Here is a 20,072-nt window from a genome sequence, read left to right on the forward strand (position 1 = left end):
GTCGAGGTGGTCGAGGTGTTCAGCGCCGCGGTGCGCACTGATGGCTGGGACGTGGGGCTTGTCGGCGTCTCTGTGTAAGTGCGTGACCGGTGGTGATCGGTCAGGCTCGGTCGAGCCGGCCCAACAGCAGGATGACGGCAATCGGCGCCACTCCCACCGGACCAGGCCCGGGCCGGGGTGCGGGCGGCGGCGGGGCTGCACGCGTGGTGGGCGCCGTTCGGTGCGCTGCCGGACATCTCCAGGCCGCGGCACCCGACGGCTCCACTCCAGCTGCTGTACGGGGATCGCGCCGAACGGGGCGGCGTCGAATGCGAAGCGGCGCCGACACGTATGAGGCCACGGCGGTCGCTTAACCCGCCGTCGTCATCTACAACCTGAGCGATGTCCGCTTGACACTCCGAGTGTGTGACAGTCGGAAGGCGAGGCGCCACGTACCGTGCGTGCTCTGCAGGAGGAGGAAGATTGGCGAATCAACGGCCGCCAAGTGGACAGTCTCAGTCCCCCTTGGGTTCCACATGGCGAGCGGAGGACGACGAAGCGGCAGCAGATCTCACGCGTGGTCCTTCAGACGGAGCGACGACGACCACGATCGCGCCGTGGGCGACAGTCCTACTTGAGACCAGAGCAGCTGCCGCACGCTCAACCGGGAGGCAAGGGCTCATGTCGTTGGAGCCCACCACTGGAACCGAGCGGCTCATCAAGTCTGTAGATCGGGTTCGAGGCCTGGCGGAGGTCTTCACCCCGGCGAGCACCGTCCAAAAGATGCTGGACCTGCTCCCCGCCCAGATGTGGCACACGCACCCGTCGCCGACGTTCCTCGAGCCCGCCTGTGGTGACGGCAACTTCCTGGTCGCCATCTTCGATCGCAAGCTGGACCGCGTCTCGGAGGAGTTCCGCGCGGGGACGCTCGCCGCCGGCAACGACGACGAGGCCGTTCACTTCCACGCCCTCGAGGCGCTCGCGTCCATCTACGCCGTGGACATCTCGCCCGACAACGTCATCGGCGGAACCCCCGGACACGACGTCGGGGCACGCGATCGGCTTATCGCACTGTTGTCCGAACGCCTCACCGAGATCCTGGGCCGCACCGTCGACTCCGCTGCCCCGGTGATGCGCACGGCGCACTGGATCGTGGAGCGCAACGTCCAGGTCGGCAACATGTTGCCGCCTGGGGTGGACGGCACTCACAAGCGCGAAGACCTGCCCATCCGCGAGTACACCTGGGCCGCAGAGAACAGGACCGTGACGATCCAGCGCACCACGCTCAGCGCGATCGTGGCGGCCGGGGACGCCGACGACACCGGCGTGATGTCGCTCTTCGGCCCGCCAGAACCGGAGCCCGAGTGGCAGGGCCCTGCTCTCTCCCTGGGTTCCGCGTCGGGTTCGACGGCCACCGGTGCCCCCGCAGCGGCCGGCGCAGGTCGGGGAAGCAGCTGATGTTGCAGCAGAGCACGAACCAGCCCGACATCTTGGAGGTCATCTCCGACCTGTCTAACGATGAGGTGTTCACCCCGCCGAAGGTGGCCAACGCCGTCCTCGACCTGCTCCCCGACGAGGTGTGGTCCAACCCCGACCTCCGCTGGCTGGACCCCGGCACCAAGACCGGCGTGTTCCTCCGAGAGGTCACGCGACGCCTGCTCCAGGGACTCAGCACCGTGATCCCCGACGAGGAAGAGCGGCTCCGCCACATCCTGACCAAGCAGGTGGTCGGCGTCGCCATCACAGAGCTGACCGCCCTCATGGCGCGGCGCACGGTGTACTGCTCGAAAGACGCATCAGGGCCCCGCTCGACTATTGCCATGCCGACGAGCGCCGGCAACATCTGGATGAACCGGGTCGAGCACTCGTACGTCAACGGACGCTGCCCCGAGTGCGGCGCCTCTGAGGCGCTCATGGAGCGCGACAACCGCGAGAACCACGCCTACGGGTTCATCCACCAGTCGTCGCTCGCCGAGCTGGATAAGGAGTTCGGAATGAAGTTCGACGTGATCGTTGGGAATCCGCCGTATCAGATGACCGGCGGCGGCGGTGGCTCCGGTCACTCGCCGCTCTATAACGTGTTCATGGATCAGGCGAAGGCGCTCAACCCCCGCTACATTTCCATGATCATCCCCTCGCGGTGGATGGCCGGCGGCCGTGGCCTCGACAACTTCCGTGTCGAGATGCTTGGGGACCGCCGCATTCGGCGCATCGTCGACTACCCGAATGCTGCCGAGTTGTTTCCAACCGTGGACATCAAGAGCGGCGTCTGCTACTTCCTCTGGGACCGAGACAACCCCGGCACCTGCCAGACGACCCTTGTTCGCGACGGAAAGGCCACCGGGCCTGATGAGCGCCGCCTTAATGAGTTCGATGTCCTGATTAGGGACACCAGAGCAGTTGTCATCCTGCGCAAGGTCCTCGCCAAAGAGGAGCAGAGTCTTCAGGGGCTCGTTGCAGGAGCCGTCCCCTTCGGCCTTACGTCGAACTTCAATGGATACAAGAAGGGCGCCACGGCGGGGTCCAAGGAAGTGACCATCCACGCGAGTACTCCCTCCGGACAGCGCAACTCCGGATCCATGAGCCGAAACCTGATCACCAAGAATGTGCATCTTATCGACGCCTGGAAAGTGCTGGCCCCGAAGGCTGGTCCGGGAAGCAGTGGTGGTCACATCCTTCCTGACATGGTGCTCGGGCGCGCCATGATCGCCGGGCCCAGGTCGGTGTGCACCGAAACGTTCCTGCCCATCGGCCCCCTGGCTAGCAAGACCGAGGCGGAGAGTCTCGATGCGTACCTGCGGACCCGATTCCTGCGCTTCCTCGTGTCTCTCCGGAAGATCAGCCAGGACGCCATGCGCGGCGTGTACCGCTGGGTCCCTCAGCAGCCGTGGGACCGGACATGGACCGACGAGGAGCTCTACGCCAAGTACGACATCACTCCCGACGAGCAGGCGTTCATCGCCGCGATGGTCCGGGAGATGCCGGCATGACCGCAGCGCTCACCGGCGGGGTGCGGCACCCGAAAATCTACGCCTACACCACCGACGCCTACGAGAACGAGGCATGGATCGGCCCGCGGGAGGGCAAGGGCCTGCTCAAGGTCGGCTACACCGACCTCGACGTCGACCAGCGCATCTACAAGCAGCTCCACGGGGTGAAGATGCCCACCCCTACGGCCTACGAGGTGCAGGTTGTCGAGGCAGCGATCGCCGACGATGGGCGCGCGTTCCTCGACCATGACGTGCACGCCGCGCTCCGCCGCGCCGGCGTTCATCGGCGCGAAGGCGAGTGGTACGAGTGCACCGCGGCCGAGGTTCAGGCGGCCATCGCGGCCGTCAAGTCCGGCGCACGCCTTCAGTCGTTGCGGCCACGGGCCACCTTCGAACTGCGCCCCGAACAGGAAGCCGCCGTCGAGCGCACCGCCGCGTACTTCACTGCCCACGCCGACGGCAGCAGTCCGCCCCACTTCTTGTGGAACGCGAAGATGCGGTTCGGCAAGACGTTCACCACCTACCAGCTCGCCCAGCGCATGGGCTGGACGCGCGTGCTCGTGCTCACCTACAAGCCGGCCGTCGAGACGGCCTGGCGGGAGGACCTGGAAGGGCACGCCGACTTCGCCGGGTGGCGCTTCAAGGGCAAGGAGGACGCGCCACCGGACCTCGGCGATGAGTCTCCGTTGGTGTGGTTCGCCTCATTTCAGGACGTGCTCGGCAGCGACGACGACGGCAACCCGAAGGCTAAGAACGGAGGCCTGTACGAGGCGGAATGGGACGCCGTCGTCATCGACGAGTACCACTTCGGCGCATGGCGCGACGCTGCCCGCGGCCTCTACGTCGGCGACCCGGAAACCGGCAGTAGCGGCGACACCTCGGAAAAGGCCGAGCTCGACACCCCGGACCTCGACGAGGACTTCACCGAGAACCTTGAGGGCGCCCTGCCGCTGCGGGTGAGCAACTACCTCTACCTGTCGGGCACACCGTTCCGCGCCCTGACACAGGGCGAGTTCCTGGAGGACCAGGTCTACAACTGGACCTACAGCGATGAGCAGCGCGAGAAGGCAGCGTGGACGGGGCACGGCAAGAACCCCTACGCCGCCCTGCCCAAGATGTACCTGCTGGCCTACGAGATGCCCGAGGCACTGCGCGAGGTAGCCCTTAACAACCTGTCGGAGTTTTCCCTCACCGAGTTCTTCCGCACCGAGAAGACCGACGACGGTCCGCCCCGATTCATCCACGAGTCCGAGGTCCAGAAGTGGCTGGACCTGCTGCGGGGGCAGGAGATCACCGGCCTGTGGGCCAACGTGTCATCGCGCAACCGGCCGCCGCTGCCGTACGAGGACACCAACCTGCTCGCCGCCCTCCAGCACACCGTCTGGTACCTGCCGAGCGTTGACGCCTGCTTCGCCATGCGCGGCCTGCTGACCGCCCAGCACAACACCTTCTACCGCGACTACCAGGTGGTCGTCGCCGCCGGCGCGAAGGCCGGCCTCGGCAAGGAGGCGCTGCCGCCGGTCGAGCAGGCGATCGGCAAGGTCCCGCAGGAGCGCAAGACCATCACCCTCTCCTGCGGCAAACTCATGACCGGCGTCACGGTGCCGGCTTGGGCGGGCATCTTCATGCTGCGCGAGCTCAAGAGCCCGGAGAGCTACTTCCAGGCGGCGTTCCGCGTCCAGTCGCCGTGGAAGAGCGCCCTCGTCAACACCGCTGAGGGCGGCGAAGACGAGGTCGTGCACAAGGAGCACTGCTACGTCCTGGACTTCGCCCCTAACCGAGCGCTGCGCCAGATCGTGGACTACGCAACCCGGCTTCGCGCCGACACCGCCGCCGAGCGCAACGATGAGGCGGCCATCGACGAGTTTATGGAGTTCCTGCCCGTCTTGAGCTTCGACGGGTACTCCATGTCGCAGTTGCACGCCGCCGACGTCCTCGACTACCTCACCAACGGCATCAGCTCGAGCATGCTCGCCCGTCGGTGGAACAGCCCAGAGCTGCTCGCCCTGGATATGCGGGCCATGGAGGCGCTGCTGGCCAACCCCGACCTTCTGGCCTCCCTCGAGCAGATCGAGATGTTCCGCAACATCACCGACGATCTGACCGCCATGATCTCCACCAACAAGGAGCTCCGGCAGAAGACGCTAGCCAAGGAGAAGCTGAGCGGTGAGGAGAAAGCGCGCAAGGATGACGCGGCCAAGCGCCGCGACAACCTGAAGAAGCGGCTGCAGCGGTTCATCACGCGCATCCCTGCGTTCATGTACCTGACCGACGACCGCGAGAAGGCCATCCGCGATATCGTCACGCAGCTCGAGCCGCAGCTGTTCGAGCGCGTCACGGGCCTGACCCTCGCCGACTTCGAGCAGCTGGTGAACGCGGGCGTGTTCAACGACAGCAAGATGAACGACGCGGTGTGGAAGTTCCGCACGTTCGAGGAGCCGAGCCTCCACTACGGTGAGTCCGAGGACACCGCACCGCGCACCGTTGGTGGCTGGACCCTGCGGCGTGATGAGCAGTTCGCCCTACTGGTCGACACGGAAGTGCTCCGCCCGGGGGACACCCTGACGGGGGCGAGCGGCGCGCAGGCGATGATCACCGAAGACTACGGAATTCTCGTAGGCGGGATCCGGCAAGATGGGCCTGACGCGGCCGCTAAGGCCGCTACAAATAGCGCCGTTACGGATGGCTGGACTTACTGGTCAGCCAGCACGGGTTACGGAGACGGAAGCCTGGCAGAGCTGCATGCTCTCGTTGCTTGAGCCCAAAGGCTGGGTTGCAAAAGTCTAGACCGCCCCAGTGGTCGACTAGGCATGCTGCTGTTCTCTTGGCATCGGCCATATTCGCTCGCAACGAGCTGAGCGACTGAACGCGTGAAGACCTGATCCTATCGGCGCTCGAAAGTTCGTCAGCACATTGAGGGCGTGCCCATGCGGCGTCACTCGTCGTCCTCTGGGGCGTCGTTGACCGTGAGGACCCTTAGGCCCATCACTCTAGCGACTTCGTCCAAAAAGCGGGTGCTAGTGACGAACCACTCGCGGCCGGCGGTGCGTGCGACACTGCGGTGATGATCGGCTGCCTCGAGCAATCGGTGAAAACTGCGTTCCGTGTCCGCACTGCTCATGTCGCCGGTGGGATAAATGCGCAGGAGTATTGGCTCTTCTGGAAGTGCAGTCGTCCGCGTCTGGTTGCGAAACCGTTCAATCACGTCGCTGTCGCTTCGGCCGACCTTCATCAGCGTTCGGCCGCTCGGTGGGTCAAACGGGTAGCGAAGGTAGTGAGGTAGGGCGTAGACGTAAACGCCGACGTCGTTGCGCCGTTCGGCCTCTTCTGTCTGTTCCTTAGCCCGCTCCACCTCCACGACACGCGCCGTTTCATCGTTCGCACGTCGTTCTAACTCGAGTAAGTTGAATTGCAGGTAGTTGCGTACCGGGACCGACAGGTCGCGGCGTCGCAGCAATGACCTAAACTTACGTGCAACGCCGAGTGCGACCGTGGGCGCCGTCGGCAGCTCGCCGTGGAGCAGTGCCCGTAGTGTCTTCGTGTAATTCCATACGAAATTAGAGGTCGACACTTCGAGTTCCGCTGCAATCTCATCCGCACTTAAGCCGCGATTCAGTGCTCGGTAAACCTCGCCCAGTCGGGACTCGTCCATCTCAAGAATGCGCTCGATCTCTGCTTTAGCGGTCTCAGGCGGGGCTGCTGCTCCAAGAGAACTTGCATCCTCCAACGATTCGGTCGTGAAGTCCGCCACCCGTGTGACAGGCGTTGTATCCAAGCTTGGCTTGACTTCGGGGGCGTTGCGCGACTCGTTCTCATGGTCCACCCCGCGAATCTATACAGACGTGGTCGGTCGGCCACTTAGGTGGGGGTGCTTGCCGCCACCGCCAGCGTGGTGCCGTGCGGTTGCCTGGTTCGCCCCTCGCGAGGTGATCGCTCGTCAGGCGACCGCCGACAAACGCTTCCGGCTACCGCAACCGCGACCGGGTCAGGTCTGCGCCAGGTGAGCATCGCGGCCTAAAACACCCGGTCCCGCCGGCCTTGTACCCAGGGAGCTCTGAGCGCACGAGTCGCACCACACACCGTCAGGCGCGAAAGTGACCCGTCGAGGGCCTCGGGTCACAGTGGTCACAGCCGTCGCACCCGTTCGGTCATTGGGTGTCGGCGTTACCGAACGGTCCGTACCGGATGGCAGGGTCGAGGAAGCGCGGTTCTTTACCGTGGTCGGTGACTGTCAGGAGTTCATGTCTTGTCTGCGAAGCTCGTCTTCTTGCACGGCGTCGGTGACGGTGACCCGCGCGGTCAGTGGCTGACCGATCTGAACCATGGGTTGGAGAGTGCCGGCTACAGGGGTCTTGCTCGTGCGGAGACCATCGCGCCGCAGTACAGCGACCTGCTCAGCACGGACGGTGTCCACGCCTCGGTTCCCGCGCGCACCTACAAGTCCTCCAACGAGGACGGCCGGCGGCGCAAGTACGAGTTCCAGCAAGCGAATGCCGCACGCCTCATCGGCACTGATCCCGACATCGGGCGTTTCGGGTTCGACGACCTGCCTTCTGTCGTGCTCGGTCCCGGGCAAGAGGCAGTCATCGCTGCAGGCATCCTGCAGCTGCACCAGGTGCGCCGCTACATCGAGAACGAGGGCCTCCGCGGGGCGATCCTTCGGCGCGTGCTCGAGGATCTGCCGGCGTCGGGCGAGATCGTGCTCGTCGGTCACAGCTTGGGGTCCGTGGTCGCCATCGACCTCCTCGATCACCTGCCTGTCGGTGTAACCGTCAAGCGGTTCATCACGATCGGGAGCCCGGCCGGCTCGTCGTTCATCCACGCGAACTCTGAGCGCCTGCTCAAGAAGTTCCCGTACGGGATCGTGGGGGACTGGTCCAACCTCTACGGCCGTGCCGACATCGTCACCGCCGGTCGCGGGCTCGGCTCCACCTTCCCAGCCGCAGCTGACCACCCGATCGCAGTCGGCCCACGGCACGCCGCCAAGGCGTATTTCGAACACCCGTCGGTTGCGATCCTGATCGGTCAGGCGCTCCAAGGGTCGCTGGGAACTGACCTGGCCGTCCGATCCGTGGCCCTTGAGGTCATCGGTTCTGTGCCGGAGCAGACAGCCCTGTTCGCGCTGGCGTTTGCGCACCACGTCCGGCGAAGGATCAAGGACAAGGCGGTCGCTGGCCGCTACGAGCTGGCGCTGCGGACCGTGCAGTTGGAGATGGCGGAGAGCCTCAGGCTCCTCCTCGCGAATGAAGGTCGACCCCTGTCGGGCGCTGTCCGGGCACTGTCGAATGGGGAACCGCCCACGTTGGTCCGGGCCTGGAGGATTGACGAAGTCGTCGAGGTCCTCGTCCTCTGCGCGTTGTCCAACCTCGTCCAGCCATATGACGTGTCGACAGGCGACGCACCGATGGACGCGCTGCGCGACATGGCGACGGAGCTCCACATCCAGCCGGAGAGCGGGGACCGTATCCGGCAGGCCATCGCTGATGTGAAGGGCTGCCTCGGCGGCAGCACTGGCATCCCATGGTCACGCATCCTCATCGGTGTTGGTGGCGTGGCCCTTCTCGCCGCCGGGCCCCTCGGTGTCGCGCTGGCTGCGCCGGCGACCGCCTACGGGGCAGCGGCAGTCACGGGTGCTCTGGCTGCCTTCGGTCCGGGCGGCATGATCGGTGGACTAGCGATGCTGAGCGGGTTGACCTCAGCCGGCGCGGCAGTGACTGCGGGGGCGGTCACCGTGAGTGCGGCCAACGCGTCCGTCGATGAACTCGCGGCTGACGTGGTCATCCGGGTGAGTTCGGCGAGAGCTCGTCAGCTCCTCGATGTGACGCCGGATGCAGGTGCCTGGTACTACCTCGTCAGCGCTGAGACAGACGTGGCGGCAGAACTCAACCGGTTGACGCCCCTGTCGGACCCCAAGTCCCCGCGGATTGCCGATCTCGAGCGAAAGCGCGTGATCCTCCGTCGGCTGCTGACCTTCATGCTCGACCACGGACTGCAGCCGAGCGAGCTGCTGGCGGCGGAGCAAGAGCCCGTCGAAGCTGGAGTGCCCGGATGACCTCGACTCTGAAGTGGCTCGACTTCTCCGCTGAGGAGCAACGCCGGACGCGCGAGATGCTGCGCCTGTTCGAGGAGAAGGAGAGCCGCGACGAACTGGGCATCGGTCAGGTCCGCGACGCCTTCTCGGACCTGCTCTTCCCCGGTACATCAGTGCTGCTGACTCGTGCGCGGTACTTCCTCGTCGTCCCGTGGTGCGGTCAGTACGCGGACAGTACGGCGCACTACCGGCGGGGACGGCAGACGCTGGACATGGTCGAACGCAGGGCGCTCGTGGCGCTCAAGGCGGCGGCACCGGGCGAACCCGGGATCATCGGTGCGTACGCCGGAACCGCGGTGAAGAACCTGCCCTCGGTCCTCTACAAGCAGGCGCTGGAGCGCTACGGCATCGCCCGCCCAGCAGTGGAGAGCGGCGTGCTCGCTGAGGAGGCGGTTGGGGAACAGGTCACCCGTGATGCCCCAGGCCGATGGGTCTCCTCGCTGCCAGCAGCGCCGCCCGGCTTTCCCGATGCCATAGACGGTGGGGTTCGGCTGTCGCTGGAGGAGGCGAGCTGGTTGAGCGAGCAGATCATCGCAGCCACCCCGGACTCTTACCTGACGCACGTCCTGCTGTCCGAGTTGCCGCTAGACGGCGTGGACTGGCCGTGGAGCCACCCCGCCGTCGAAACGGCGCCGACCGAGATGGTCTCGGTCGTCGCGGACGCAGAGCTCTTCTCTCTCGCAATGCACGGAGCGGCCCTGCTCTACAACCTGCTCATCAGCGAGTGGTACGAGAGCAAGGACTTGAGCAACGTTCCCAGTCCGGTCGAGACCTACCGCAGCGCCCTGGACGACTGGGCGGAACAGGCCCTGGCGCATCCAAAGCGGAGCTTGTGGGACACCGCCGCGATGTGGGGACGGGTCATGAGTCAGAACCCGCGCGTCGAGGGCAACATCCGCGCCCGCCGGTTCATCAGTGATTGGCTCGACGGCTTCGTTCGCGGTGACGTCGACGGTGTCGCGGACGACGACGCACGCCGGCAGCTCATCAAGCAGCGCGAGCGCTCGATCAAGGGGGCGCAGTCGCGGTTGACCAACGAGAAGCTCCTGCGCAGCTGGGCCGGAGCATCCGGCAGCCGACGGTTGACCTATCGGTGGGGCAACGTGGCGGCGCTCGTCACCGACATCCGCGAGGGACTGGGATCGTCCGATGCTCGAACCTGACGGCCGCGCACTCCTGCTCGACGCCTTTCGCCCACCGGAGGGGTACCGCCTCGACTACGGCGTGGCCACGACCTTCACGCTGCACCTCGACACAGCGCTGTCGGTCCCGCTGTCTTTCCTCTCCCGTCGGCTGGCCGACTCCGGTGATCCGATCGCGCTGATGGAGGCGGTCCGGGCAGCGGCTGACCGGCTCGACATCTTCCACCAGGCCGGCATGATCGCCATGCCGCCATCGCGGTCGCCCATCTTTTCCTTCCTCGAGCCGGTGCTGCACGCGGTGCGGCGGCCCAAGGCGGGACATCTCTTCCACCCGAAGTTGTGGGCTCTCCGTTACGTGGCCGACGACGACGTCGCCGACGTCCGTATGCGGCTGCTCGTCCCCAGTCGCAACCTCACGGCCGACCGCAGCTGGGATCTCTGCCTCCAGCTCGAGGGTCAGCTGGGTCCAGATCCCGTCGAGGGCAACAGCCCGGTCGCCGAGTTGCTGACTGTGCTGCCTGGCATGTGTCTGTCGACCATGCCGCCTGATCGCATCGCCCGGCTCGATGCTCTGGTGAGCGACCTCCAGCGGACAGAGTGGGAACTGCCCGAGCACGTCGACGAGCTGTTCTTCGACGTCCTGGGACTCGGCCGCCCCCTGGCCGACGACTTCTTCGTCGGCCACGAGCACCTCGTCATCTCACCTTTTTGCACAGACGGTGGCCTGGCCACCGTCACCGGCCGTACGCCAGCGACGGTGGTCAGTCGGCAGGAGACCCTCGACGGGCTCGACCGGAGTGCTCTCGGGGAGCACGAGACGTTCGTTCTCGATCCGCTCACCAGCGAGATGGAAGACAAGGGAGACGGGACACACCCGAGCGCCATCGGGCTGACCGGACTGCACGCCAAGTGCTTCATCCTCCGCTATGGCAGGAAGGCGTGGATCCGGGTGGGCTCGGCCAACGCCACAGAAGCGGCCTTCGCCGGGAACGTCGAGATCCTCGTCTCGCTGGTCGGCTCGGCGGCGAAGCTGGGCGTGACCGACCTCTTCAAGGCCGAGAGCTCGCTGCGCAGCATCCTCACCGAGTACTCGCCGCAGGCGGCCCCCGATGAGGACGACGTGGCGGGTCAGCTCGGTGACCTGTTGATCGACCTGGCCAGTGGGGACTTCACCGCGTCGGTCCAGTCGAAAGACCAGGGCCACCTGATCCAGCTGCAGGGCCCAGCCATCCCGACGTTGCCGGTCGGTGCACGCGTCACTGTCCACCCAGTCACGGTGCCCGAGTTCGCCGCCGAGGTACCGCCAGAGCAGCTTATCGACGTCACGTTCGGGCCCCTGGAGGTCGACCAGATCTCGGCCTTCGTGATCATCACGGTAATGACCCAGGAGGATGTCTCGGCGAGTGCCGTCGTCCTCGCTGATCTCGTGGGGGCCCCGATAAACCGGCTCGATGAGATCATCGCCCGGCAGGTGGACACCCCGGAGAAGTTCCTCCGTTTCCTCGCGCTCCTGCTCGGAGTGGGTCAGCCCGCCTGGACGGTGGGGATGGAACCCGTCGGAAGTGCCGGAGCATCCGCCGCACCTGCATTTGAAGCGCCCGGGTTGCTCGAGCTGCTGATGTGGGCTTTGGTCGAGCACCCGGGCCGGCTGGATGACCTCGCCCGCCTCGTCGACCGTCTTGGTGCGTCTGCAGACCGAGGGAGCGTGCTCCCGGACGGGTTTTCAGAGATCTGGGCGGTCGTGGACGCCGTCCGACGCGATCAGGAGGCCGTCGCGTGACGCGCTTTGATGCCGGCCCGGTGCTCGCCGGACTGAAGGACTTCCAGCGCGCCACCGTGGACCACGTCGCTCGTCGGTTCTTCACCGATGATCAACCGACGCGACGGTTCCTCGTTGCCGACGAGACGGGCTTGGGCAAGAGCGTCGTGGCCCGCGGCGTCATCGCCAAGACGCTCGAGCACCTCCAGGACGACGACTCGGTCGACCGCATCGACGTCGTCTACATCTGCTCGAACGCGGACATCGCCCGGCAGAACCTCGCTCGGCTGGAGGTCACCGGAACTCGAGCCACGCACATGTCCACGCGATTGACGATGCTCGCCAAACACACCGCCTCGTTGAAGGGCGCCACCTCCGATCTGATCGACAAGCCGGTCAATCTGGTCGCGTTCACGCCCGGAACGAGCTTTGAGCAGGGCTGGCGGACGGGACAGGCGGAGGAGCGAGCGCTCATCTACCTGTTGCTGGAGGAGCACCTCGAGCTGTCCGGCTGGGCTCGTCGCAGCGCACTCCAGACTCTTCGGGCCACCACCCGGTCGTACGAGCGGTTCGAGTCCGCCGTTGAGTACCTCCGCTCGACCCTCGACGGCGGTCCCGATCCCGTCATCGCGGAAGCCTTCGGTCAGGCACTCAACAGGGACGGCCTTGGGCGGCGCGCCGAAGACCTCTTCGCTGACGTCGGCCGTCGGCAAGACATCACTGGCGAGTTGTGGCACCGCGCGACGGGGCTGATCGGAGAACTCCGCGGTCGACTGGCGCGAGCCTCAATCGAGTCCCTGGAACCCGATCTCGTCATCCTCGATGAGTTCCAGCGGTTCAGGAACTTGCTCTCGGTCGAGCAGGGCGGGGAAAGTGCCGAGCTCGCTCAGGAGCTGTTCAACTACGGCCAGGCGAAGGTCCTGCTGCTGTCCGCTACCCCGTACAAGCCCTTCACGTTGGAGCAGGAGCGGCTGACGACGGGGGAGAGCCACCACAAGGACTTCCTGGAGACCCTGCGTTTCCTCAACGGGGACCCGGACTGGCTGGACCAAGTCGACGACGCTCTGGCGGACTATCGCGATGCGCTGTCGCGTGCCATCCCCGCAGCGGAAGCGGCCAGCCGCGTCCGAGAGCTGTTGACGACCGTCATGACACGGGCGGAGCGCCCGCGGTTGAGCACTGGGGAGATGGTGCACGAGCGGCGCACTGAGCTGGTCGATCTGACAGCGGACGACGTCCGCGGCTACGTGCGGCTTCGCGAGCTCGCCTCGGCGCTCGACGCCAACGCGACTCTCGAGTACTGGAAGTCCGCCCCGTACTTCGTCAACTTCGTCGAGGGATACCAGCTCGGCGACAAGCTGAAGAAGGCCCTAGCGGACGGCGCCACACCACGCGTCCGCGAGCTCGCCTCGCGTACCCAGCAACTGGATGCGGCGGCTCTGTCGTCGTTCAAGCCGATGGACATGGGCAACGCCCGGCTGCGCCGTCTCGCTGAGGACACGGTGAACAAGGGATGGGCAGAGCTGTTGTGGCTGCCGCCGTCCATGCCGTACTTCTCGCTCGGTCAGCCCTTCGCGCAGCACGCCGCCGTCGGGATCACCAAGCGCTTGATCTTCTCCTCGTGGTCGGCGACTCCTACGGCCATCGCTGGGCTGCTCAGCTATGAAGCTGAGCGCCGCATCGCCGACGGCGTGCTGACGGAGAACACCGTCCAGGCGCGTGCCGCGGTGGCGAGTCGGCTCGACTACCGCCTCACCGACGGCCGGCCCGCAGCCATGAGCGCGCTGGCTCTGTTCTGGCCGCATCCGGAGTTGGCTCGATTGGGTGACCCACTCACTGTGGCCCGCTCGCGCCCCGGCGAATTGCTGAGCCGTGCGCAGATGGAGACCGCGGTCCGAGACGCGCTGGAAGGTGCGGAGGACGACGCGGAGCAGGCGGAGCCGGAGGGCGACACCGTAGCGTGGAACCGGTTCCTGAGCTGGCCGGGCGCTCTGCCGGCCGACGTGGGTGGCGGGCTGCCATCGCTGTTGGCGGGCGGCTCTGGCGAATCACCCGACGCGGGCCAAGAGCAGCCAGAGACGGGTGCCGGTTTGAGTGCACACGTCGATCAGGCACTGCAGGCAATCGCCCGCGGCGGCCCTGGCCGACTGCGTCGCAGGAACAGCCTCGGCCGGGACGTCGTCCGGCTCGCCGCGCACGCGCCCGGGAACATCGCGTGGCGAGCGCTGAGTCGCATCCTCACCGAGGACGACAACGTGACCAGCGGCGAGCACTGGCGGGCGGCAGCACACCTCGCTGCTGGCCTGCGCGCACTCTTCAACCGACTTGAGAGCACGCTCATCATCGACCGCGGTGACGAAGGACCCGCCTACTGGCGAGCAGTCCTCGACTACTGCGCGGCCGGCAACCTGCAGGCCGTTCTCGACGAGTACGTGCACCATCTGCGGAGCTCACTGTCTGACACGCCCCTGACCGGCGAGGCTCTGTTCGGCTTGGCGGATGACATGGTCCGCGCGGTGAGCCTGCGCGTCGCCAACTACACGCCCTACTACCCGCTCGATGGCGGCGGACCACGACTCCGCAGTCGCTTCGCGCTCCGCTACGGATCGGCGCGAGGGACGGCAGCCGATGCTGCCGAAGGTGTGCAGGTGCGTCAGCAAGACGTGCGGGCGGCATTCAACAGCCCGTTCTGGCCTTTCGTGCTCACCACCACCTCAGCCGGCCAGGAGGGCATCGACTTCCACTGGTGGTGCTCGGCGATCGTGCACTGGAACACCCCGGCAAATCCGGTGGACTTCGAGCAGCGGGAGGGGCGTGTGCACCGCTTCGGCGGGCACGCCGTGCGGCGCAACGTGGCTTCCGCGCACCGAGCGGAAGCGCTCGGCTCCTCGCTGAATGACCCGTGGAGGGCGGCCTACGACGCCGCTGACCAGGCGACTCAAGACCAGGGTGACTTCGTGCCGTACTGGGTTTACGGCGGCGACGCCAAGATCGAGCGGTACGTGTACCCGTACGCGCTCAGCCTGGACGGCCCCCGATATGACCGGCTGAAGCGCGACCTGGCGCTCTACCGGCTCGCCTTTGGCCAGCCGCGCCAAGAGGACCTGCTCAAGCTGCTTGATCGGCGCAGCGATGACGAGGTGGCAGCAACGGATGTCATCGACCTGCGGGCGCCGACTGTGTGAGAGGAACCGGGGCGCCATCCCGCGTTCGATCTCGAGGCTGATGCTGGCGTGCAGCCCAGCTGGTAAGGGCCCCAAGGCGGGGCGCGTAGGGCCCAGTCAGGAGGCGAACTATGGATCTGAAGCCTGATCAAGTAGGCCAGCTGGTCGCCGCGCGGCAGGAATGCGGGTCAGCCGTATCGGAGGACTGTGACGAGGCCTTACGTGAGGTCGCCGCTCGCATCGCCTCAACGGGCTCGGTGGGGAAAGCGGACATCGGTGCTCTCGTGCTGTGGAAGCGTCTGCAGGCGAACACTCCCTGGGCGGCGCGCCTGAACTCGACACCCGACAGCAACGTCCGTGCTGCCACGCGTGCGGCCGTCGAAGCGGTGCACGACTCGAACAGATCGACGGCCGACGCCGCGGGAAGTGGCCGCAGTGCTCTCAGGTCGCTGCCTGGTTTTGGCCATGGCGACGCCCTGGCGTCGGCTGTCTTGGTCGCCGCGGCACCACAGCGAATGGCGATCTACGACCGACGAGCCCACGCGGCCCTGGCCCAATTGGGCGTCCAGCTCGACAACGCGTCGGGACGCTATGGCCGCTACATGCAAGTGGTCGAAGACGCACGCGCGATGGTGTCGAGAACACACGGCCTCTCATGGACCGCGCGCGACGTGGATCTTGCGCTGTACTGGCTGGGCGGCCGCAGGTGACCGAGAGAAGACTATGACCGTCAACATTGCCCGCTGACCTGTCAGGCGACCTTTGCGCCATGGAAGACGTCGCCGGGTAGGGCATGGTCTAGTCGCCAGAGGATGCGCATCGGTCGGTTGCCAGTGTGCGACTGGTAGGTCATCGGTCCGGCATACAGGTACGGCGGCACTCCGAGGGCGCCGTCCGCCGTCTTCGTCTCCCGCACGAACAGGTGCACTGAGCTCCCCAGCTCCCGGTGGTGCACGTACCGCTGGCCGACGGGTGACGCTTCCGTCGTCGTGTTCTGCGACTCCCACTGGAACAGCGTCGGTGTGATTGCCGAGTCGGCGTACATCGTGGTGGGGGAGAAGTGACCCTCGGTCTTGGTCAGCGTCACGAAGAACAAATCCGCCCGCTCGTCCAGCACCCACTTCACGCCGGACCCGAACGTGCCGGCCAGATCGGTCATCCCGAACGCCGCCAGCGCCTCCTCGCGGCTGTATCGGGCGTGCACGTGCAGCGGCCGCGCTCCGCCGTCCAGCGCTGGCGCCACGCGATGGATGCGCTCTCGCAGCACCCCGATCAGTTGAGCCAGCTCCGCCGAACGAACTCGGTCGGCGAGCAGTCGGGCCAGTGACTCCTCCACCGAGGAGAACGGCGTCCGCGAACCCCAAAGTGCGAAGTGAAGCATCGCGGCCAGTCGTCGGTCTCGGTCGCTCGATCCGAGAACCCCGCCGTTGAGCACGTCGCCCAGGCGGTCGAGTCGCTCGACGTCGTCCAGGTGCAGCATCCGGGCGAATGCGCCGCGCAGCCGGGCGTCGTCCGGCCCCGGTTCGGCGGTGACCACGCCGGCCGCGCGCTGCAGGTCCAGCCAGCTTCGGTTGGTGCCGCGGTAGAGGTCCTCGATGTCCAGCCCGGTCTCGTCCAGGAAGGTGGGCAGGTCGGCCTGCGGGGAAGCAGCGAGTTCGCTGGCCAGTTGCGGCCAGGGGAGCCGCAGCGACTGCCGGACGTTGTCCAGGACCACCTGCTGGGCGACCCGGTCCAGTTGGATCGAGCAGCCGGCCGGCAGCGTCGGAAAACCGAGGTCGATCTCCCGTTCCAGCCCACGTCGGGACGTCCCGGTCAGCGCCCGAAAGCGCAGGTCGAAGCGGAAGCTCCGGTGCTGGGAGCCGATGAAGTCCAACACCGTAAGGCACGGCTTGTCCTCAGCCAGCCGGAGGCCGCGGCCGAGCTGCTGCAGGAAAACGGTGGCGCTTTCCGTCGGCCGGAGGAAGAGCACCGTGTCGATCTCCGGCAGGTCGAAGCCCTCGTTGAACAGATCGACGGTGAACAGCACGTTCACCTCGCCGTTCCGCAGTGCCGTCAGCGCTGCCGCACGGGCGTCCGCGCCGTCCCGAGATGTCACTGCGCGGCTCGGGATGTTGGCGGCATCGAACCGAGCAGCCATGAAGACGGCGTGGTCGATGCTCACGCAGAAGCCCAGCGCTCGCATGCGGGTCGGCTCGGCCACGGTGTCGACCACGGCCTGCAGGATCAGCCGCACTCGGGCGTCACTGCCGGTGTAGAGGTTGGTCAGCTCGGCGACGTCGTAGCCGGAACCCCGTCGCCAGCGCACTGTGTCCAGCGGGACGTCATCGTGCTTGCCGAAGTACTGGAACGGCGCCAGCAGCCGCTGCTCCAGCGCCTCCCACAGCCGCAGCTCGACTGCCGGCCGGCCGCCGAAGCGGGCGATCACGTCCCGGCCGTCCGCACGTTCCGGCGTCGCGGTGAGCCCGACGAGCACCTTCGGCTTCAGGTGGTCCAGCAGCCGGCGGTAGGTAGCTGCCTCGGCGTGGTGGAACTCGTCGACCACCACCAGGTCGAACAGGTCCGGCCGCAGCTCGGCGAGGTCGAGCTGGGCCAACGACTGCACCGAGGCGAACACGTGCTGCCACTGCGTGGGCTTGGCGCCGTCGACCAGCAGCTCACCGAAGTCGCCGCGGCGGAGCACCTGGCGGAACGTCGACCGGCTCTGGGTCAGGATCTCTTTGCGGTGGGCGACGAAGAGCACCGTCTCGACGTGCCCCTGGGCGCGCAGCCGCCGGTAGTCCAGCGCGGAGACCACTGTCTTGCCGGTGCCGGTCGCCATCACCACGAGGTTCTGCCAGCGGTCGTGCACCAGCCGCTCGGCGTCCAGCGCCTCGAGGATCTCCTGCTGATAGCCGAACGGTCGGACGTCGAGGGAGGTGATCTCCGTAGGGTCGTCGGTGCGCCCACCGCGCTCGACGGCGATGGCAGCGGTGAAGCGCTCGGCGTCGTAGGGCTCGAACGCAGGGTCGTGCCAGTAGGAGTCAAACGTCTCGGCGAAGGTCTGGAGCAGATGAGACTGCTCCACCGACGACAGCCGCACGTTCCACTCCAGCCCGTCGATCATCGCCGCCCGGGACAGATTCGACGACCCGACATAGCCGGTGGAGAAGCCGGAGTCGCGGTGGAAGAGCCAGGCCTTCGCGTGCAGCCGCGTCGTCCGGGTCTCGTAGGAGATCCGGACGTCAGCCCCCGCAGCGATCAGCCGCTCGACGGCCCGTGGCTCGGTTGCGCCCAGGTAGGTCGTGGTGATGACCCTTAGACGCACGCCGCGCTGCTGCAGGTCGTGCAGCGCCTGCTCCAGCACTCGGACACCGTGCCAGGTGATGAAGGCGCACAGCAGGTCGACGCTGTCCGCCGACGCCAGTTCGCGCTCCACCTCATAACCGATCCGCGGCTGCCCCCGGCCGTTGACCAGCAGTGCGCTGGTGCTCAGCGGCACCTCCGGCCGCGCCGGGAAGGTCACCGGCACCGGGGTGGGGGAGGGCGTCGCGACGGCGAGCAGCTGCTGAGCGGCGTCGGCGACCCGGTCGCCGGACAGGACGGCGTCCGGTGCGCTGAGCTCGCCGACCGAGGTCGCGATCCGGTTTGCCAGCTCGATCTGCGCGGCCACCTTGCCTCGGTCGGACCCAGGCGCGGACTGCAGTGACCGGCTGATGAGGTTCGCCAGGTGTCGGGTCAGCACGAGGTGCGAGTCGGCCGGGTCGAGCGGCTCGTACTGCACCAGCTCCATCGGCGTGCTGGTCAGCGTGCCCGCCAGCTCCTCGGTGACCAGCGCCTCGTATATCCCCGGCGCGACCTCGTTCACTGCGTCCTCCGTCGACCAAGCATCGACGCAGAGTCGCACGTGCCGCCCAAGCGCCCGAGCGCACGCGCCGAGAACGACTGCTTCAAGGCGACCAGCTCTGTGTTGAAAGTAGTGGCCGCTGGATCGGAAAGGCACAACCCGATTCGGCGGAGGTCGTTGCACTGCTGTGCTCGCCATCGGCTGCCTAGACGCAAGGATGGGGGAGGCCGCCACTACGGGTGAGAGTCACGACCAACGGCCTGTTCCCAGCGACCTGTGCAGGCGGACGATCACCGAATGGCCATGTTGCGTCGCTCGCCCAGTGCGGGTCGTTTCGCGGAAGGCCGCTATCGCGAGCTGCGCAGCCGCTGGCGGCGCCGGATCTCTCGCCGGCTCCTGTTGCTCATTGCGATCACCTGGACCGCCTGCCTGCTGGTCTCCTGGCTCGGTGATGGCTGGGTTCGGTGGTACGGCGGCGTCATGCTCGGCGCATTCGTGATGATGGCCGTGGCCGTGTGGACCACGCCACCAGAATCGATTCAGCGTTGGGGTGTCGGGGCCGAGGGCGAGCGCCGCACCGGGCGTGAGCTGAAAACCCTCGCAAGGCGGGGCTGGAACGTGACCCACGATCTCGACTGGCCGGGCGCGGGAAACATCGACCACCTGGTCATCGGTACCGGCGGGATTTTCGTCATCGACAGCAAGGCGTGGAACGGCGTCGTGAGCGTGGACGACGCAGGTGCCACCATCACGCCTCGGGACGACCCGGACCGAGCGTGGACGGAGCGCGGGCAACGAAACCGCCAGACCCGCGCAGCAAGAGCCGTCGCCCGAGCCCTCGCGGCTCGCAGTGGAATCGCTGTACCCGCTCCTTGCTCGGTTGTGGTGGTGTGGGCGTCCTTTCCGCAGCGCGTCGCGGTCAGCGGTGACGTTTCGTACGTGGCGGGGGATCAGTTGGCCGATTGGTTGCACAGCCGTCCGCGAGAGCTCTCAAGTGAGCAGGTCACGCGCCTTTCCGTTGCTGTCGGAACTGATCTGCTGAGTGACGCACTGCCCGCCTGATCGATGCACCGATCGAGAGATCGGATGGGTCCGTTCCAAGACCGACACGTGGCGACGCCACT

At 66.7% G+C, this 20,072-nt stretch carries 11 protein-coding genes; 9 read left to right on the forward strand and 2 right to left on the reverse strand.

The window, feature by feature from the left end; translation table 11 throughout:
- The first annotated feature begins 762 nt into the window (after positions 1-762).
- The 3 genes from O2W15_RS20525 to O2W15_RS20535 are packed head-to-tail and all read left to right on the forward strand — an operon-like array spanning position 763 to position 5,728.
- On the forward strand, positions 763-1,437 hold the full coding sequence (locus O2W15_RS20525) for a hypothetical protein (RefSeq protein WP_269180757.1): 675 nt from the start codon (positions 763-765) through the stop codon (positions 1,435-1,437).
- Positions 1,437-2,969: an Eco57I restriction-modification methylase domain-containing protein gene (locus O2W15_RS20530; RefSeq protein WP_269180758.1), complete on the forward strand. Its 1,533-nt coding sequence runs from the start codon at positions 1,437-1,439 to the stop codon at positions 2,967-2,969. The genes O2W15_RS20525 and O2W15_RS20530 overlap by 1 nt, the downstream gene beginning before the upstream one ends.
- Positions 2,966-5,728 carry a GIY-YIG nuclease family protein gene (locus O2W15_RS20535; protein WP_269180759.1) on the forward strand — a complete coding sequence of 921 codons (2,763 nt, stop codon included), beginning with the start codon at positions 2,966-2,968 and terminating at the stop codon, positions 5,726-5,728. Before O2W15_RS20530 ends, O2W15_RS20535 begins: the two co-directional genes overlap by 4 nt.
- A 176-nt stretch (positions 5,729-5,904) precedes the next feature.
- Here O2W15_RS20535 and O2W15_RS20540 read toward each other — a convergent pair whose 3' ends face one another.
- Positions 5,905-6,792: a GIY-YIG nuclease family protein gene (locus O2W15_RS20540; protein WP_269180760.1), complete on the reverse strand. Its 888-nt coding sequence runs from the start codon at positions 6,790-6,792 to the stop codon at positions 5,905-5,907.
- A gap of 423 nt (positions 6,793-7,215) precedes the next feature.
- Here O2W15_RS20540 and O2W15_RS20545 point away from each other — a divergent pair, with 423 nt between their 5' ends.
- The 5 genes from O2W15_RS20545 (at position 7,216) to O2W15_RS20565 (ending at position 15,835) form a co-directional block, all read left to right on the forward strand.
- Positions 7,216-9,021: a hypothetical protein gene (locus O2W15_RS20545; RefSeq protein ID WP_269180761.1), complete on the forward strand. Its 1,806-nt coding sequence runs from the start codon at positions 7,216-7,218 to the stop codon at positions 9,019-9,021.
- Positions 9,018-10,223, forward strand: a complete 1,206-nt coding sequence (locus tag O2W15_RS20550) for a DUF6361 family protein (protein ID WP_269180762.1) — start codon at positions 9,018-9,020, stop codon at positions 10,221-10,223. Before O2W15_RS20545 ends, O2W15_RS20550 begins: the two co-directional genes overlap by 4 nt.
- The gene (locus O2W15_RS20555; RefSeq protein WP_269180763.1) at positions 10,210-11,982 is read left to right on the forward strand and encodes a phospholipase D family protein; all 1,773 of its coding nucleotides are present in this window, start codon (positions 10,210-10,212) and stop codon (positions 11,980-11,982) included. Before O2W15_RS20550 ends, O2W15_RS20555 begins: the two co-directional genes overlap by 14 nt.
- Positions 11,979-15,146: a C-terminal helicase domain-containing protein gene (locus tag O2W15_RS20560; protein ID WP_269180764.1), complete on the forward strand. Its 3,168-nt coding sequence runs from the start codon at positions 11,979-11,981 to the stop codon at positions 15,144-15,146. The genes O2W15_RS20555 and O2W15_RS20560 overlap by 4 nt, the downstream gene beginning before the upstream one ends.
- A gap of 110 nt (positions 15,147-15,256) precedes the next feature.
- Positions 15,257-15,835, forward strand: a complete 579-nt coding sequence (locus O2W15_RS20565) for a hypothetical protein (RefSeq protein WP_269180765.1) — start codon at positions 15,257-15,259, stop codon at positions 15,833-15,835.
- Positions 15,836-15,876: 41 nt separating this feature from the next.
- On the opposite strand, the gene O2W15_RS20570 is transcribed toward O2W15_RS20565, so the two are convergent.
- Positions 15,877-18,969 (reverse strand): DUF3427 domain-containing protein, encoded by a 3,093-nt coding sequence (locus O2W15_RS20570; protein ID WP_269180766.1) that lies wholly within the window; start codon positions 18,967-18,969, stop codon positions 15,877-15,879.
- 276 nt (positions 18,970-19,245) lie between these two features.
- Between O2W15_RS20570 and O2W15_RS20575 the strand changes: the two genes are divergently transcribed.
- Positions 19,246-20,010 carry a nuclease-related domain-containing protein gene (locus O2W15_RS20575; RefSeq protein ID WP_269180767.1) on the forward strand — a complete coding sequence of 255 codons (765 nt, stop codon included), beginning with the start codon at positions 19,246-19,248 and terminating at the stop codon, positions 20,008-20,010.
- Positions 20,011-20,072 lie beyond the last annotated feature (62 nt).

The organism is Modestobacter sp. VKM Ac-2979 (assembly GCF_026967995.1).
GTDB lineage: Bacteria > Actinomycetota > Actinomycetes > Mycobacteriales > Geodermatophilaceae > Modestobacter.

What these genes read in the sequence shown, in the direction of transcription:
- O2W15_RS20525 (WP_269180757.1), top strand. Translation starts at nt 763, where the DNA reads ATGCTGGACCTGCTCCCCGCCCAGATGTGGCACACGCACCCGTCGCCG.
- O2W15_RS20535 (WP_269180759.1), top strand. Translation starts at nt 2,966, where the DNA reads ATGACCGCAGCGCTCACCGGCGGGGTGCGGCACCCGAAAATCTACGCC.
- O2W15_RS20575 (WP_269180767.1), top strand. Translation starts at nt 19,246, where the DNA reads ATGGCCATGTTGCGTCGCTCGCCCAGTGCGGGTCGTTTCGCGGAAGGC.
- O2W15_RS20565 (WP_269180765.1), top strand. Translation starts at nt 15,257, where the DNA reads ATGGATCTGAAGCCTGATCAAGTAGGCCAGCTGGTCGCCGCGCGGCAG.
- O2W15_RS20530 (WP_269180758.1), top strand. Translation starts at nt 1,437, where the DNA reads ATGTTGCAGCAGAGCACGAACCAGCCCGACATCTTGGAGGTCATCTCC.
- O2W15_RS20555 (WP_269180763.1), top strand. Translation starts at nt 10,210, where the DNA reads ATGCTCGAACCTGACGGCCGCGCACTCCTGCTCGACGCCTTTCGCCCA.
- O2W15_RS20550 (WP_269180762.1), top strand. Translation starts at nt 9,018, where the DNA reads ATGACCTCGACTCTGAAGTGGCTCGACTTCTCCGCTGAGGAGCAACGC.